The following is a 16,715-nucleotide window of genomic DNA, read 5'->3' as shown; positions in this document are numbered from 1 at the left end:
CCTCCCTACGCGTCGTCGGCCGCGAGCTCGTCGTGGAGCTCCCGGGCGCGCGCCGCGTGGCGCAGCGCCGCGGCGCCCTCGCCCATCGCGGCGGCGTGCGCCGCGGCGCGGTCGTGCGCCGCCGCGGCCGCCCGCAGATCGCCGCCCCGCTCGTAGTGGTGGGCGAGGAGGGCGGCCCCCTCGTCGCGCGCCTCCACGTTCGACGCGCGGTGCTCGATCCAGTCGGCGACGAGCAGGTGGATCCGCCGGCGGATCTTGAGGCTCAGCATCTCGTAGGCGACCTCGCACGTCGCCTGCTCCACGAACACGTACTCGCGCTCGCCGGGGAACGACGCGGGGGAGCGGAGCCGGATCAGCTGGCGCTCGCAGAGGCGCGCGAGCAGCTCGGCGGTGGACGCGCTGCCCCCGTGGCGCACCGAGAACGGCGGATCGAGATCCTGGAGCTCCGCGAGGATGCGCTCGCTCGACATCGGCGAGCGCGCCTGCGGGGCGTCGTTGCGGAGCCGCTCGACCGCGCCTTCCCAGAAGGTCCGGCCGACGACCGCCGCCTGCGCGAGGAGGCCACGCGCGCCTTCGTCCAGGCGGTCGAGGCGCGCCTGGACCACTCCGTGCACCGCCGGCGGCAGGCTCAGCGCGCCGATCGCGTCGTGACGGACGTGCCACGCGCCGTCCTGGGCCTCGATGGCGCCGGCATCCACGAGGAGGTGGAGGGTCTCCTCCAGGGTTCGCGGGTTGCCCTCGGAGCGCTCGGCGATCGCGCGCACGAGCTCGTTGTCGAGCGCGGAGGCGCCGCGGAGCCGATCCCGGATCATCTCCTCCGCGTGCCGCCGCGCGAGCGGCGACGCGTCGACGCGGACGTACGCTTCCTTCCCGACGCCCCAGTCCGGGCGGCGCTCGTAGAGCTCGGGGCGCGCGGTGCACACCATGCAGAGCGGCAGCCCCTCGGCGTTCGCCACGAGCTCCTCGACGAGGTCGAGCGTCGCGTCGTCGGCCCACTGCAGGTCGTCGCACACGATCACCATCGGCGTCCGCTCGAGCGCGAAGGCGACGAGCAGCGCGAGCGCGGAGGCGATCCGGCGCCTCGCCAGCACGCTGCCGCGCGCCGCGGCCTCGAGGAGCCCGGCGGGCGCAGGCCGCGCGCCCAGGATGGCCGCCAGCCGGGCGAGGATCTCCTCGAGGTCGCTCCCCCCGGTCGGCCTCGACAGCGAGGGGGACGGATCGAGCTCGTCATCGTCCTCGTACCGCGCCGCCCCGGCTCCCCTGCGCCCGCTGACGGTCGAGCTGATCGGCCCTCGTAGCGGGACGGACGACGCGCGGGTCACGATGGGCGACGCGCCCCCGAGCGCAGCGGCCCTGGCCCCCGCGCCGGCGGCCTCCCGCTCGGCGCGGACGCGGGCGCGCGCGGCGCGCAGCCGGATCCAGCGCAGGCCGCGGCGCAGCTTGCGCAGGATGACCTGGGCCGGATCGGCCTCCTGGATGCCGAACCAGCGGCGGAGCAGCGCGCCGGCCAGGCCATAGCTCGAATCCTGCGCGAGCGCCGAGCACTGCGCCGACAGGACGAGCAGCCCCCCGGGCGGCGCCAGCGCGTACCCGCGCTCCGAGGAGGGCGCGGCGCCGCCGTCGCGGAGGCCTGCGAAGAGCTCTGCGAGCATCCGCGTCCGTCCCACGCCGGGCGCGCCGACCAGCGTGATGAGGCGCGGCCGCCGCTCGTGGAAGGCGGTCTCGACGAGATCACACAGGCGCTGCATCTCCGCGCCGCGCCCGACGAGGCGCGTCGAGAGCCCATGGAAATCGGGCGGTACGAGCGCGTGGTGGAGCGGCGCCTCGCCGAGCACGCGGTAGATCGGCGGCGCCGCGCCGTGCGCGGTGGACGCCGGCGGCGCCGCCGGCGCCCGGACCGCGCCCGCGTCGAGCGCCTCGACGAGGAAGCGCCCGAGGACGAGGCGGCGGGTGTCGCGGCCGATCACGATCGCGCCGCGCGGCGCGAGCTGCTGCAGGTGCCCCGCGCCGTCGACCGCGTCGCCGATGACGGCGAGATCTTGCCGCGCCGAGCCCCCGACGCCGACGAAGGCCCGCCCCGTCGCGATCCCGAACCGCACCGAGAGGCGGACCGAGCGCGCGGCGCGCGGCAGCGTGAGGCGCGGGATCGCGGCCTGCGCGCCGAGCGCCGCGACGATCGCTCGCTCGGCGTCGCTGTCGGTCGAGCGAGGGACGCCGAAGACCGCCATGACGCGCCCGCCGATCGGCCGCTCCACGATCCCGTGCATCTGCTCGACGTGCTCCGCGAGCACCTGATAGCAGCGGTCGACGACGTCCTTGACGTCCTCGGGATCGAGCCGCGACGAGAGCGCGGTCGCCTCGGACAGATCCGCGAACAGGACGGTGCAGACCCGGTGCTCACCGCCCTCGAACGGCAGCGCGGCCCGGGTCCGCGGCGAGCCGCGATCGGAGCTCACGCTCCCCCTCATCCCGCTGCTGTCCGGCGCCCGCCACGGCGTCGACGACGGCGGCAGCGACGGCGGCGGGACGGACAGCGCCGGCGGCGGCGGCAGCGGCGGCAGGTGGACGGCGGCGAGGTCGAGCAGCCCGTCATCCGCGTCGTCGTTCGCGTCGCCCTGGCCGAATGCGGGCGCGCGCAGGGTGTCGCGCGCCACGACGACGACGCTGGCGCGGTGGGCGGCCTCCAGGGCGGCCCACATCTCGCCGAGGTTGTGGAACCGCTGCGAGGGGTTGATCGCGAGCGCTCGGCCGAGGACCGCCTCGACGTCGGCGTTCGCGTTCACCCCGCGGGTGCGGAAGCTCGGCCGGATCGCCTCGTCGCTCGAGGCGACGAAGAGCTGGATGACGTCGCCGCCCGAGAGGGCGGGCTGACCGCTCGCGACCTCGATGAGGATGAGGGCCATCGCGTAGACGTCGGTCCAGGGCCCTGTCGCGCCGAACCGCGGGCTGAACTGCTCCGGCGCGCCGTACTGCGGCGTGAAGGCGCGGAACGTTCGTCCCGTCTGGACGAGCGCCTCTGCGAACGTCGGCGTCTCGGAGAAGACCTTGGCGAGGCCGAAGTCGAGCACCTTCATGCGGTCGCCGAGCAGGAACAGGTTGGCCGGCTTGACGTCGCGGTGAGACACGTTCTCGTCGTGGGCGACGGCGAGCGCGGAGGCGACCGGCGCGAGGAGCCGGATCGCCTCGCCGAGGCTCCTCGGCGGGAGCTTCTCGGCGCTGCGGCGCTTGAGATCCTGCTCGAGCGTCTCGCCCTCCAGCCACTCCATGACGATGTACGGCGTCCATGGCCCCTTCGGAGCGGCGGCGGCGCCGATGTCGAGCGCCTGGACGATGCCCATCGTCCGGCGGGAGAGCTGGTGGAGCAGGCGCGCCTCCTCGCGGAACTTGGCGAGGAAGCCGTCCTGCTGGTCAGGGCTTAGACCCGCGGGGATCTTGAGACATTTGACGGCGACCGGCGAATCGAAGCCGAGGTGCCGGGCCCGGTAGACGACGCCGAACGCTCCCTCGCCCGCCAGCGCCTCGACGGCGAACTGGCCGTCGATGATCGACCCCACCCAGCCGAACGGGTCGCTGGCCTGCATCGTTGCCTAGGCTACCTGTTGCGCCGAACCCCGAGCAAGAGAAGCAACGGCCGCGGGCGAGGGGATGTGCGAGGCGGGGCGCGCGTGGGGGCCCCGCCGAACTCGCGGCTCCAAGGAGGAAAAGGGGCCATGACGGCCGCAGCGGGCGACTGGCATGGAGCCATCTCCGCTGGCCGGGTAACGGAGGCAGGAGATGCGAGCTCGACGGCGCCGATCTGCCTACATGAGCGCTGCGGCGCCGCGGCAGAACTCGGACCGCCGGACCACCGCAGATCCGGTTCATCGAGGCGCACTGCCTTCCTCGCACTTCTCTCATCGCCACGCGCACCACGCGGCGCGTACCGGTGGATCGAGCACGAAGACGAGTCTCCTGGATCGGGGACAGGCAGCTCATGGGCGCTCCTGCCTGCCACGGTCGGCCTGCGCTGCAGGCCCTCACGGGCCCGCAGCGTCGCCGAAGCAGCCGTATCCCTTGCCCCACAGCGGGAATTCAGAAGGGCGAGGGAGAGCGCGCCGCATCGCTTCGCCGTCGACCGCCGCGGACGGCGGCGCCATCCTGAACGCATGAACTTCCTGCTTCATCGCCACCTCGCCGCGCGCGACCTCGGCTCGGCCGCCGCGGGCGCGGCGGCGATGCTCCCGGACCTCTGGCGCATGGCCGACCGGCGCGTCAGGCCCTCCCGCGCGCCCGATCGCCCCGCCGCCCCGCCGCCGCGCCTCGCCGAGGTCCTGGCCGGCATCGACCACCACGTCGCCGCCGACCGCTGGTTCCACGCCGCCCCCGTCTTCGTGGAGGGCGAACGCCGCCTCGCCGCCGCGTTGCGCGCCGCCGCGCTCGGCGCGCCGCGGCTCGCGCTCTTCGCCCACGTGCTCTGGGAGATGTGCCTCGACGGCGCGCTCGTCCGCAGGACCGGCCTCGCGTCCCTCCTCGACGACCTCCGCGCCGGCCTCGAGGCCATCGACGGCACCCCGACGGAGGCCGCCGCCTCGATCCACCACTTCCAGCAGCGCGCCCCCTCCCCCGCCGGCGCCCTCGCCGATCGCGCCGCCTTCGAGTCGCGGCTCCGTCGCATCTGCGACGAGCTCACCCGCGGCCCCTGGATCGCCGGCTACCAGGACGGCGCCGGCCTCGTTCTCCGCCTCTCAGGCGTGCGCGCGCGCTTCGGCATGCCCCCGTTCACCCCGGACCAGCACGCCCGCCTGGCCGCGCTCCTCGACGCCCTCGCCGCCTCCGCAGACGAGGCGCTGATCGACCTCATCCACACCGCGCCGAAGCACTGAGCGCCCCCTCTTCTCCCTCATCGATAACAGCGCCCGCCTCACCTACTCGTGGACGATGATTGTGGTCCCTTCGCCCAGCTCTTCGCCTGTGTTGAGCGCGTGCCATCCGGGCGGCACCGGGGGATCGGTCCACAGGAACAGCCGGTGGGCGTCGATGGGCGACAGGTTGATGCAGCCGTGGCTGCGCGGCGTGCCGAAGACGTCGTGCCAGTACGCTGCGTGGAGCGCGTAGCCGCTCGCGAAGTACTGGATGTACGGCACGTCCTTGAGGGCGTAGGTCCCCTCGCCGCGGCGCCGCGTCACGCCGTACTCCCCGTCGCCCTTCCGGGGGACCACCTTCTCGCCCGCCGCGGGCTTCGCCGCCGCGCTCGCGCCGGGCTTCTTCGAGGCGCGCTCCTTCGACGAGCCGCCCTTGTCCGGCTTCGCGCCGCGCGAGGCCGACGGCGCGTCGGCGGTCGTCTCCGCGCGGCCGCCGACGCTCGACGACTCGTTCGAGTCCATCGTCGCCGTGATGTGCTTGTTGCGGATGCGGAAGACGCCGCGCACCGTCGCGGTCGTGGTCTTGGGATCGGCCACCCCGGCCTGGCCGGTCGAGACCAGCGTGGCGTAGACCGGGCGCTTGCCCTCCCAGAGGACCAGCGTCTGGTGCGTGATCGACACCTCGATCCACTTCTCGCCCTTCTCGGCGACCTCCGGCCACGCGGACGGCGCGACCGCGAGCCCGACGTCCAGCTGGCTCACGTACCGCTGATCCCGGGTGCGGTAGTACTTCACGCCCTCGATCCGGCGCATCCTGCCGGTCAGCGGGACGATGTCCCGGAACGGCAGCTCCTTGCCCGGCGTCGCCTTGTCGCCCTGGATCTGGACGTCGCGAGCGCCCCGCGCGCGGACGAAGGCGAGCGGCAGCGTGAGCGCATCGGTCAGCTCGACGCCGTGCCAGGGAGAGCCGGTGTCGGGCTTGATCTTCGTCGCAGGCGCGAGCCGCAGATCGGTCGTTATCGCGAACCGCCGGCTCAGCGACTCCGGTCCGGTCGCGAACGATCCGATCAGCGACAGCCCGGTGAAGCGCCGCGCGCGATCGGCGAAGACCGCGTAGTCGGGGACCTTGAAGTCGCTGATGTTGCGGATGAGGCGCTTGCCGCCCTCGAGCCAGAACGGGATCGGGTCGCCGTCCCCTTCTGCGCCCAGCAGCGCGCCCTCGCCGAGCTCGAGCGAGTTCTTCCCCAGGCCGAGCTCGCCGAGCTGCTTGCCAGGAAGCGGCACGCCGCGCGCGTCGATCGCCACGTCGTTCGCGCCGAGGATGACCCGCTGCACGGTCGCCTTGTTCTCCTCGAACCAGGACAGGTGATCGTCGAGCTTGAACTCCGATTTGCGCTGCTCCTCGGCGGTGGGGACGCGCAGGTAGAGCGGCAGCACAGCGCGGACGAAGGCGTACCGGTACGGGAGCGCGGTCCTCAGGTTCGGCCCGGGGCCGGCGGCCTTGAGGATCGGGTCGTTCAGGTCGAGCGTCGCCTCCTCGCCCACGCAGAGGTAGCCGTGGGGCTCGATCGCATACCAGCCGCCCGGACAGCCCGCGGTGCCGGCGGGCTCAGCGGAGCGGGGCACCCTGGAGCCGACGCGCAGGTACCCGAGCTTCTTCGACGTGTCGCGCGGCTCCTTGTAGACGGTCGCCACGAAGGCCGTCACGCCGAGCAGCGGCTTGTCGCTCGGCGGCCACGCGGGCGCCGCGAGCTCCGCGGGCGCGGTCTGCCCGTCGGTCGCCGTGAGCGCCGCGTCGGCGCCCGCGTCGCCGGCCGGGGACGCGGCCCCCGCGTCCGCCGGGACGTCCGCGGGCTTGCGACAGCCGCACGCCGCCGCCGTGAGCGCCGCGAGGTGAGCGAGACAGAGAGCGAGGCGCGCCGCGCGCCGCGCGCCGTGAGGCTTCCCGGAGGACAGCAGGGCGCCCATGCGGGCGTACTTGCCAAAATCGGCGCGCGACGAAAAGCCCAAAACACGCGGCGGCGCACGCCGGGGCTGGTTCCTCGAGGCTCCGCCCCGAACCCCGGCGCCCGCTTCGCGGCCGCTCTGGTTGCGCGCTTCAGCAAGCCCTGGCGGGATTTCCGGCGCGCGCACCTAGGCCAAGAGGCCCGGCAACACCCCCGTGCAGTAGGCGGGGTTGCCGAACGTCGACACGTCCACGCCCATCGCGCTGCAGAGCGCGACGAGCAAGTTGTTGTGGGGATCGCCGGCATAGCGCAAAAATCTTCCAGTCCTGAGCGCCCCGCCGGCGCCCCCCGCGATCACGTACGGCATGTCGCGCCGCGAGTGGCTCTGCCCCTCCGAGATGTCCGTGCACCAGAGGACGAGCGTGTTGTCGAGGAGCGTGCCCGTGCCCTCCTGGACGGCGTCGAGCCTCTCGAGCAGGTACGCGAGCTGCTCCGCCTGCCAGCGCCCGATGTCGACGAGCTGCTGCTGCTTGTCCGCGTCGGCGATGTTCGAGTGCGAGAGCGCGTGGTGCGTCTCCGACTGGCCGAGCCACGTGAACACCTTGCCCGCCTGGGTCGCGCTCCACTGGATGGACGCGACCCGCGTGAGATCGCAGGCGAGCGCCATCGCGAGCAGGTCGGTCTGCAGCCTCCCGATCGCGGGGAAGTTGTCGTTCGCGTAGACGTCGAGCGGCTCGCCCAGCGCCGGCAGGGCGCACGCGCCGCCGAGGAGCGCCGGCACGTCGAGCCGCTGCTCGATGTCGTTCAGCGCGTGGAGGTGCTGCTCGAGCTTCCGCCGGTCCTCGCCCCCCAGCTCGCGCGCGAGGGCGCCGTAGTCCTCCATGACGCCGCCGAGCACCCGGCGGCGCAGGACGCGCCGCCGCGCGAGCTCCGCCGGATCGGCGGTGAGGTCCAGGAACAGCCGGTCGAACGCCGCGCGCGGATCGTCCTCGGGCGGGACAGGCTGGCCCGGGCCGAGGTAGGAGAGGCGCGACGAGACGTTGGCATACTGGACCTGGACGCCGAGCTCGAGCGACGAGAGCTTCGTGCGATCCCCGAGCCTCGCGGCGAGGAACTGGTCGACCGAGATGCCCCCGCCCCAGCCGACCCGCGCGGCCGGGTTGCAGGCGTACGGGAAGAGGGTCCCCTCCTGGAGCTCCGTGCCCGTGAGCGCCTGGCCGATGCCCTGCTGGTGAGAGTCGCCCGGGCCGTGGTAGGCGGACTCCATGTGGATGCCCTCGACGACGAGCAGCTTGTCCCGGTAGGGAGAGAGCGGCGCGAGGATCTCTCCGAGCTCGAACGACGTCTCGGTCCCGGTCGGCTGCCAGGCCTCCTTCACCGTGCCGAGGCCGGTGAAGAAGACGACGAAGCGCTTCGGGAAATCGACGGCGCTCGCCGATCCCGCCATGGCGTCGAGGAAGGGGAGCGCGAGGGCGAGCCCGCCGGCCCCGCGCAGGAAGGCGCGGCGATCGAGGCGCCCCCTCGACGCCCGGCGCTGTGCGGCGCCGCTCACGGCGCGCCCCCTGCGTCCGGCGCCGCGCGGCGGTAGCGGAACGCGTCCGTCTGGGTCAGCGCCACGAGCAGCGCCTTGATGTTGTACCCGCTCTCGGCGAACGCCGCCTGGATCTGGCGCATGCTGCACTCGTCCTCCGCCTGCTCGGCGCGGCCGTAGCCGAAGCGGAACCACTGCGTCGCGACGCACTGGCGCACCTCGTCGCTCTCCGCGAGGCGGTGCGCGAGCTCCACCGCCCCGTCGAAGGGCCCATCGACACTCCGGCTCGCCACGATCTCGCCGCTCGCGTCGACCGGGACGCCCTGGTCGACCTCGCGGTAGAGGCCAATCCCGTCGTAGCGCTCGAACCCGAAGCCGATCGGATCCATGAGCCGGTGGCAGCCAGCGCAGCCCGGGTCCTGCGCGTGCTGCTCGAACTGCCGGCGGGTCGGGATCCCTTCCCGCACCGGCGGAGGCTGGATGTCCACGTCGGGCGGCGGCGGCGGCAGAATCTGGCAGAGCAGCCGCTCCCGGACGAACTTGCCGCGGTGGACGGGCGAGGACTGATCCGGCTTCGCGAGCACCGCGAGCACGCTGGCGTGGGTGAGGAAGCCGGCGCGCTGCGCTGGGTCGAGCGGCACGACCGAGAGCTCGCCGGGCGCCTCCGCGCCGCCCGCGGCGCCCAGCCCGTAGAACGCGCGGAGCTCGGCGTTCATCAGCGAGTAGGGCGCCGTCAGCAGCGTCGCCACGTCGCCGGCGCCGTCCTCGAACACGACGTGATCGAGGAACGCCTCGGTCTCCGCCCGGAGGAGCGCCGGGAGCCCGGCGTGGAAGCCGGGGTAGACCGCCGGGTCCTTGGTGAGGGTGTCGATGTTCGAGAGCTGCAGCCATTGCGCGTGGAAGTTCGCGACGGCAGCGCGGGCGCGCGGATCCTCGAGCATGCGGCGGGCCTGCGCGGCGATCCGCTCCGCGGAGCGGAGCTCTCCTGCGTCGGCCGCCGCGAACAGCGCGTCGTCGGGCATCGAGCTCCAGAGCAGGTACGAGAGCCGCGAGGAGATCTCGTGGTCCGAGAGCGCCACCACGCCCTCGCCGGCCGGATCCGGCATGCCGTGCTCGACGCGGTAAAGGAAGTGCGGCGACTGGAGCAGCGCCTGGATCACGAGCTCGACGCCGGTCGAGAAGCCGTGCTCGTCGTTCCCGAAGGCGAAGAGCCGCGCGAGCCGCTCGCTCTCCGCGGGCGCGAGGGGCCGGCGGAACGCGCGCTTGCCGAGGCGCTCGATGAGCTCGGCGGCGCACGCGTCGGGCCCCTGCACCGCCGGGTCGCACCCCGGAAGGAGCTTCCCGAGATCCTTCGCGGCCCGCGCCGCGATCGCCTCGGAGGCCTTCATGAGCTGCTCGGCGAGGAGCTGCGTGACCCCGAGCGCCGCCGCCTGGTTGTTGAAGCCGAGCGCCTCCTCCTCGACAACGAAGGCGTCGGCCGGCGCGCTGTCGTCGCCGAGGAGATCGCGGATCGTGTTGTTGTACTCGAAGCGCGTCATCCGCCGGAGCGGCGACGCGCCCGGCCGGAGCTCCGCGCAGCGCGGCGCCTCGCCTTCCGCTCCCCCCGCGGCCCCGCCGCCGCGCCCGCCGGAGCAGGCGGCGGCCGCCGCCACGACGATCGCAAGCCCGAGAGAGCCGCCGGGGCCGCGCGCCGCGCGGCGGTGCCGTCCTCTTGACCGATCCATCTGCCCTCTCCCCTGGGGGACGCGCTGGCCTGCGATGCGATGCGGCGCTGCGCATCGGGCGACGACATTTCTCACGTCGCAGGGGCCCGTCAAGGCGCCAAGAAGACGAGGCTCGGCGCGCCCCGCGAGTTCGATTGTAGCGGAGTCTCGTAGCGACACTGCGCGTCACCCGAAATGTCGCTGAGCCCCTCGAAAGACGCTGGATCCAGCCGGGACATCGCCTGTAGGCTCGCCGCGTGCAAGCTTCGTTTGACGCCGCTGCCGGCAAAAGGCCCGCGCGGAAGCCGACCAGGTTCACAACGCTGTCCCTCTCTTTGAGCCTCTGCGGGAGGATCCTCCTCGGGCTCTCCGCCGCGACGGTCACGACGTTCGCGCTCTCGCCCATCGCGCTCGCCGCCCCCAAGGGGTCGAAGTCGATCGCGATCTACATCGAGGGGCCGAACGCGGACGACATCCGCGAAGACATCGTGTCCCTCGTCCCGGAGACGCTGAAGGTCGTGGACGAGGACGCGTTCTCGAAGTCGCTGCGCAGCGCCGGCCAGACCAAGCCGGTGGGCGACGCGCTGGTGATGAAGGCCCAGCGGAAGAAGGCCATCGACCGCATCCGCAAGGCGGGCAAGGCCGCGAAGGCCGAGGGTGTGATCTACGGCGTCTCGCGGACGAACAAGAAGAAGAAGAAAGAGGTCTACCTCGTCTACGTCGACGAGAACGCCGGCGACCTCGCGGTGGACAGCGCGGTGCCGCTGGGCGGCTCGCGGGACGACCGCAAGAAGGCGCTGGAAGAGCTGCTCGGCCCGACGCTCTCGCAGATCGCGCCGGCGGCCGCCGCGGCCGACGAGGACCAGCCGAAGGACGGCGGCGACGACGGCGACGGCGAGAAGGACGGCGACGGCGACGGCGAGGAGAAGAGCAGCGACGACGGCGACAAGGGCGGCGACGACGGCGACAAGGGCGGGAAGCGCAAGCCCCACGACCCCCGCTCGGCGCTCTTCTCGATCGAGGCCGGCGTCGAGTTTGCCGGCCGCTGGTTCGACTACTCCGATCCGGTCACGCAGAACCTCCGGCCCTACGACGTCTTCGGTCAGCCCGCGCTGTCGATCTCCGGCGAGGTGTACCCGCTCGCGTCGACGGACATCCCGGTGCTCAAGGGCCTCGGCATCACCGCGGGGTTCATGATGGCGCCCGGCCTCAACTCGGCGGTGGGCGAGGGCGATCCGCTCAGCACGACCTACCAGCGCATCAACCTGGGGCTGCGGGAGCGGCTGTCGATCGGCGAGTCGTCCGTGCTCGGCATCTCCGCCGGGCTCCGGCTCCTGACCTTCGAGGTCGAAGCGGCGGAGGCCCTGGCCAGCACGGTGCCGAACGTCTCCTACACGCTGGTCCGGGCCGGCCTCGACGCGCGGGTGCCGGTCGGCCCGGTCGCGCTGGCGCTCGGCGCCGAATACCTGTTCCCGCTCTCGTCGGGCGAGGTCTACGATCGGTTCGAGGGCGCGAGCGTGCAGGGCATCGGCGCGATGGCCGGGGTGCTCGTGCCCGTCACGACCGGCGTCGAGGCGCGGCTCCTCGTCGAGTACGCGCGGTTCTTCTCGTCGTTCGAGCCCGCAATCGGCGACCGGTACGTCGCCGGCGGGGCGATCGACCAGTACCTTGGGGTGCGGCTCGCCGGAGCCTATATTTACTGAGCGAGAGAGAGAGGTAGCACGTGACGTACATCGCTTTCCTTGGCGGGCGCACCGCGCTCGCCGCCGCCGTGATGAGCGGCGCCGCGTTCATCATCAGCTGCGCGGGGACCCTCGAGGACAAGGACCAGTACCTCGCCGGCGGCGAGGGGCCTGGCGGCGGAAACGGCCAGGGCACCGGCGCGGCGACCGGCGGCGGCGGCGACGCCGCGACCACCACCACCACCGGCGGCGACGCCGCGACCACCACCGGCGGCGACGCCGCGACCACCACCACCGGCGGCGACGCTGCGACCACCAGCGCGAGCAGCGGCGGTGGGGCCGGATGCGCTGAAGCGCAGGCGCTGGTGATGGCGAAGTGCGCCACCGCGGGCTGCCACGATGGGGAAGCGAACCTGGGGGGCCTCGATCTGACGACGGGCTGGGAGACCAGGGTCGCGGGCCAGGCGTCCGATTGCGGCGGCGAAGCCACGGTGGTCGTGCCGGGCGACCCGGACGCCAGCTTGATGTACCTGAAGGTCACGGACGCCCCGCCGTGCGACAACCGGATGCCGCTCGGTCCGACGCTCACCGCCGACGAGATGAAGTGTCTCTACGACTACATCGCGGCGCTCCCGCCCTGAGGTAGCGAAGGAGCGTCTGGCCGCGGCAGCGGCGCGGGCGGCGCGGTCGTCCCCTCGATGAGACCGCCTCGTTGGCGCCCCCGTGGCCAAACGCTACGCTCGCCGCGATGCTGCGCCGGCGCTCGTTCTGGATCGCCGCGGCCGCCGTCGCCTACACCGCCTTCGCTGCGCTCCGGGCGTCCGGCGGTCACGGGCCCGCGTGGCTCGCCCTGCTCGGGCTGCCGGTGTTGCTCGCGCTTGGCCTCCGCTGGGTAGAGCGGCCGCCGCGGGGAGAGGACCGGATCGAGCCGGCGGCCCGCCGCGCGGCCGCCGTGTGCCTCACCGGCGCCGCGATGCTCGCCGCCGCGCGGAGCGGCCCCGCCGGGCTCGCGCTGATCGCGCTCGGCAACCTCGGCGCCGCGGCCGCGTCGATGGCCGCCCTGGTCGGGCTCGCGCGCATCGCGGGCCTCGGCGGCCTGCTCGAGCCTCCGCCGAGCACGCGGCGCCTCGACGCGGCGGCGTTCGCGTCGCTCTTCTGGACCGTCGCGGTCGCCCTGCCCGCCGTCTCGGCGGTGGCGCCCGAGCGCGCGGCGGATCTCGATCCGCTGCTCGTCCACTACGCCACCTCCGCAGCGTCGCTCGGCTCGCTCACGGTGACGCTCGTGGCGATCGCGCGCGTCCGCATCGCGCGGCGGCTCGAGCTCGGCGTGGCCGACCGGGTCGAGGCCGCGCTGCTGCTCACGGCGACCGCGCTGGCGGTCGGCCTCGCGGCGGCCTTCGTCGGCGTCGCGCCCCCCGAGTCGATCCTGCCGGTCACGAGCGCCGTCGCGGCGGTCTGCGTCGCGTTCTGCACCGTGGCCGCGGACGCGGCGCAGGTCTCGCGCGCGCTCCGCGGCACGCTCGCCGTCGCGACGCTCGCGACCCCGCCGGCGCTGCTCGCGGTCTACGCCGTGCACCAGGCGCCGCGCGGCGATCTCGGGCTCCGCGGCGCGCCGCAGTCCTCCGTCGGCGTCGCCGTGTTCGGCGCGTGCGCGCTCTGCGCGCTCGCGGGGCTCGCGGCGCCGGCGCTCGCGCGCCGGTTCGCGCCGGAGGGGGCGCGCTGGCTCGGGGCCTTCGACGCCGCGACGCGCGCGGCGATGAACCCGGAGCCGGAGGCGGCGCTCGAGGCGGCGCTCTCCGCGCTGCGCGAGGCGTCGGACGCCGGCGTCGCCGGGCAGACCCCGCCGGCGCTCTACCTGCTCTCGCCGCCGGAGCAGGTGACCGTCGATCGCGCCGGTTACAAGCACACCGAGCCGGCGGAGGTGCCGGCGCGCCTCATCGAGCTCGCCCAGCTCGAGCCGGAGCGCGTCCTGCGCGTCGAGGCCGCCGAGGCCGTCGAGGTCCGGCGGCCGGAGGTGCGCCCGCTGCTCGCCTGGCTCGCGGAGCGCGACGTCGGCGTGGTCGCCCTTGTGAACGACGCGGAGGGCCCGATCGGTGCCCTCGCCATCCCCCGGGCCCGGCGCGCGTCGCCGATGACGCTGGAGGAGGTGAGCGGCCTGCGCGCGGTCGCCGACCGGCTCGGGGCCGTGATCGCGGTGTCGGCGATGCTGTCGGGGTCGCGCGGCCGCGAGGTCGCCGCCCGCCGCGAGGCGGAGGAGCGCGCGCGCGAGGTGAGCCGGCTCGAGCGGGCCGTGGCGCAGGGCGCGGGGCGGTTCCGCGCGATCGCGGCGCTGCTCGCGCGGCCGGCGCGGGCCGCCGCCTACAGCCCCGCCGCCCGCGCGGCGCTCGAGCAGCTGGAGCGGCTCGGCGTGGCCGGCGGCCCGGTCACGCTGCTGACGGCGCCCGGGATCGACGCGGTGGCGTGGGGCGCGGTCGTCCACCTGACCTCACCGCGCGCGGGCGGCCCGCTGGCGATCGTCGACGGCGCGGCGCCCGTCCCCGAGGGGTTCGCGCAGGCGTTCGCGCAGGCGCGGGGCGCTGCGCCGACGCGCGACGAGACGGCTGCGATCGAGGGCTCCGCGGGGACGCCGAGCGCGCTCGCGCTGTGGCGCGATCCGGACAGCTCGCCCATCGAGGCGGCGCGGGGGGGCACGCTGCTCGTGCTCGACGCCCAGGCCTTGCCGTCCGAGGTGCAGAGCTACCTCGGCGCGGCGCTGCCGGACGACGTCGGGCTCGTCGTGGCGGTGCCTCAGACCGTGGACGCGCTCGCGGCGACCGGTCAGCTGAGCGAGCGGCTCGCGGACCGGCTCGGCGACCGGGCCGTCGCGCTGCCCTCGCTGTCGTCGCGCGCCGAGGACCTCCGTGCGCTCGCGCTGGATCACCTCGCGCGCATCGGCGTCCGCCTGCGGGGCCGGCCGTTCGGCCTGGATCTGCGCGCGCTGCAGGCGGTGCTCGACCACCCGTGGCCCGGCAACGACGCCGAGATGGGCGCGGTCCTGCTCCGCGCGGCGCTCGTGGCCAAGGGCGACGTCATCGGCGAGAAGGATCTCGCGGCGATCGGCTTCGCCCCGCCGCCCGAGCCCGCCAGCGGGGCGGACAGCGCCCGCGGCGAGGCGCGCCGCGCCCGGCGGCGGCGCGCGGACCCGAGGGGCTAGGCTACGCCTCGGGCGGGGCCCGCCGCGCTGCCCTGGGTGGCACGCCGGGGCGGAGCTGCGCGGGCTGCAGCATGTTCTTCCGGAGGAAGTGATCGAGCATGTGCTGGCAGCTGGGACAGGGCTCGTCGGGCACCGAAGCTCCCGGTGCCCTCACCCGGGCGCCCGACGAGAGAGCGCGATGGGTCGCGAGGCCGCTCAGTAGAAGCGGTAACCGAGGCTCGCCGGCGCCGCGAACACCCAGCCGTCGAGGCCCTTCATGACCGTCGGCGAGACGCTCAGCAGGAGCGCGCCCGACGTCCAGCCCGCGCTCGGAAGGTCCGCGAGCACCAGGGACACGTCGACGCTCCCGCCGAACGCGAGCGTCTCAACGAGCGCGCTCTCAGGGAGGCTGCCCTCGCGCGCGTTCACCGCGACCTCGCTCCGACCGTAGTTGAGATGGACCACCTCGGAGGGGATCTCCCCCTTGATCCCGGTGACCTTCGCCTGCTGCGCCACCGGGCCCACGAGCCCCGAAAGGCCGAGCCAGAGACGCCCGAGGCGCATCGAGACGGTGGGGCCGCCGACAGCGAGATAGCCGCCGCCGAACCGGTAGCCGCCCAGCACACGCGCGCCAAGGTGCAGATCCTCGGAGAGCGCAACCCCGATGAACGCCTCCCCGCCGGCAAACGGCCCGATCGCCGGATCGAAGCTGGCATGGCAGACCTCATCGTCGCAGGGCGCGATGAGCTCCCCCTCCGGGATGTTGTAGCTGTACGAGTACGCGCTCAGATCGCCGAAGCTGCCGGAGTCCATCAGGCCGATCAACGCGCCGCCGGCCACCCCGGCCTGGATCACGAAGCTCCCTGTGTGCCTCGGCGAGGATCCGGAGCTCGGCTCCTGCTCCTCGGCTGCAGGAGGTGCCGCAGGCGGCGCATCGGTCTCCGGCCCCGCAGCAGCCTTCCCCGGCCCCGCAGCGCCCTTCCCTGGCCCAGCAGCGCCCTTCCCTGACGCCGCAGCAACCGCGCCCTTCTCAGGCGCCGCGGCGCCCCTCGCGGCCCCCGCAGCGCCCTTCCCCGGCTCCGCTGCGCCGTCCCCGGACCCCGCGCTCCCCTTCTCCGGCGCCGCCGGCGCGGGCGCTTCCGCCGCGGGCGCAGGCTGCGCAGCGGCCGAGGCGTCCTTGGCGAGCGCCGGCACCGCGACGGTCTTCCGCTCGCCCCGCTTGATCGTGACCGACTTCTCCCACGGCTTTCTGCCAGGGGCGCTCGCGCTCACCTTGTGCTGGCCAGGATCGATCGGCCTCGCCTGGCCCCAGAGCGCGCCGTCGACCGGCGCCCCATCCAGCGTCACCTCGAGCCCCTCGACCACGGCCGCCCGCGGCACGCTCAGCGTCAGCCGCGGGAGCGACAGCTCCAGCTTCGCTCCCCTCGCCTTCGCGTCGGCCTCCAGGCGCTTGTTGCCCTCCTTGCGGGCCGCTGCGCCGAGATCGATGTACTCGGACCACGCCGTCGCGACCTTGCCCTGCTTCTCGTGGCACATCGCCAGCGCGAGGAGCGTCGCCGACCTCGGGCTCAGCCTGTAGCTCTCCTCGATCTTCGGGCAGGCCTCCGCGACCTTGCCCCTCTTCATCAGGCTCTTGCCCTCGTCGAGCAGCGCCTCCGCCTGCGCGAACGCGACGCCCGGGCTCACCGCGAGCGCGAGCGCGAACGCGACGCCGGCAAGACGCGCGCAGGAGCGCCCGCCGCGCGGCAACGCATCGAGGCAGGAGCCGCGGCGCCGCGCGCGCCAGGGAGAAGCAAGCAACTTGTCGGAAGTCTCAGCGTCTTGCCGGTTCAAACGGTTC

General features: G+C 74.2%; 9 protein-coding genes. 4 read left to right on the top strand and 5 right to left on the bottom strand.

All coding sequences use genetic code 11. The features are described from left to right. Positions 1-5: 5 nt before the first annotated feature. A complete protein-coding gene (locus WMF46_RS15900) occupies positions 6-3,581 on the bottom strand; it encodes a protein kinase domain-containing protein (RefSeq protein WP_437986381.1) in 3,576 nt (1,191 codons plus the stop codon). Between the two features lie 564 nt (positions 3,582-4,145). On the opposite strand from WMF46_RS15900, the gene WMF46_RS15895 reads away from it, so the two are divergent. Further along, positions 4,146-4,862 (top strand): hypothetical protein, encoded by a 717-nt coding sequence (locus WMF46_RS15895; protein WP_437986380.1) that lies wholly within the window; start codon positions 4,146-4,148, stop codon positions 4,860-4,862. 42 nt (positions 4,863-4,904) lie between these two features. On the opposite strand, the gene WMF46_RS15890 is transcribed toward WMF46_RS15895, so the two are convergent. The 3 genes from WMF46_RS15890 to WMF46_RS15880 all read right to left on the bottom strand — a co-directional run bounded on the left by WMF46_RS15890 (position 4,905) and on the right by WMF46_RS15880 (position 10,042). Further along, positions 4,905-6,809: a L,D-transpeptidase gene (locus WMF46_RS15890; protein ID WP_437986379.1), complete on the bottom strand. Its 1,905-nt coding sequence runs from the start codon at positions 6,807-6,809 to the stop codon at positions 4,905-4,907. Between the two features lie 165 nt (positions 6,810-6,974). Continuing rightward, positions 6,975-8,339: a DUF1552 domain-containing protein gene (locus tag WMF46_RS15885; RefSeq protein ID WP_437986378.1), complete on the bottom strand. Its 1,365-nt coding sequence runs from the start codon at positions 8,337-8,339 to the stop codon at positions 6,975-6,977. Continuing rightward, positions 8,336-10,042, bottom strand: a complete 1,707-nt coding sequence (locus tag WMF46_RS15880) for a DUF1592 domain-containing protein (protein WP_437986377.1) — start codon at positions 10,040-10,042, stop codon at positions 8,336-8,338. Before WMF46_RS15880 ends, WMF46_RS15885 begins: the two co-directional genes overlap by 4 nt. Positions 10,043-10,278: 236 nt before the next feature. Here WMF46_RS15880 and WMF46_RS15875 point away from each other — a divergent pair, with 236 nt between their 5' ends. The 3 genes from WMF46_RS15875 (at position 10,279) to WMF46_RS15865 (ending at position 14,896) form a co-directional block, all read left to right on the top strand. Then, positions 10,279-11,724 (top strand): hypothetical protein, encoded by a 1,446-nt coding sequence (locus WMF46_RS15875; protein ID WP_437986376.1) that lies wholly within the window; start codon positions 10,279-10,281, stop codon positions 11,722-11,724. Positions 11,725-11,744: 20 nt separating this feature from the next. Further along, the gene (locus WMF46_RS15870; RefSeq protein ID WP_437986375.1) at positions 11,745-12,344 is read left to right on the top strand and encodes a c-type cytochrome domain-containing protein; all 600 of its coding nucleotides are present in this window, start codon (positions 11,745-11,747) and stop codon (positions 12,342-12,344) included. A 107-nt stretch (positions 12,345-12,451) separates the two neighbouring features. Continuing rightward, on the top strand, positions 12,452-14,896 hold the full coding sequence (locus tag WMF46_RS15865) for a hypothetical protein (RefSeq protein ID WP_437986374.1): 2,445 nt from the start codon (positions 12,452-12,454) through the stop codon (positions 14,894-14,896). 195 nt (positions 14,897-15,091) lie between these two features. Here the strand turns inward: WMF46_RS15865 and WMF46_RS15860 are convergent, their stop codons facing one another. Next, positions 15,092-16,675 carry a hypothetical protein gene (locus tag WMF46_RS15860; RefSeq protein ID WP_437986373.1) on the bottom strand — a complete coding sequence of 528 codons (1,584 nt, stop codon included), beginning with the start codon at positions 16,673-16,675 and terminating at the stop codon, positions 15,092-15,094. Positions 16,676-16,715: the final 40 nt, after the last annotated feature.

It is taken from the genome of Sorangium sp. So ce117 (assembly GCF_051524395.1).
GTDB classification, from domain to species: domain Bacteria; phylum Myxococcota_A; class Polyangia; order Polyangiales; family Polyangiaceae; genus Sorangium; species Sorangium cellulosum_B.
Note: the sequence above shows the minus strand (reverse complement) of the source record. Positions and strands in the feature narration are given on the sequence as shown.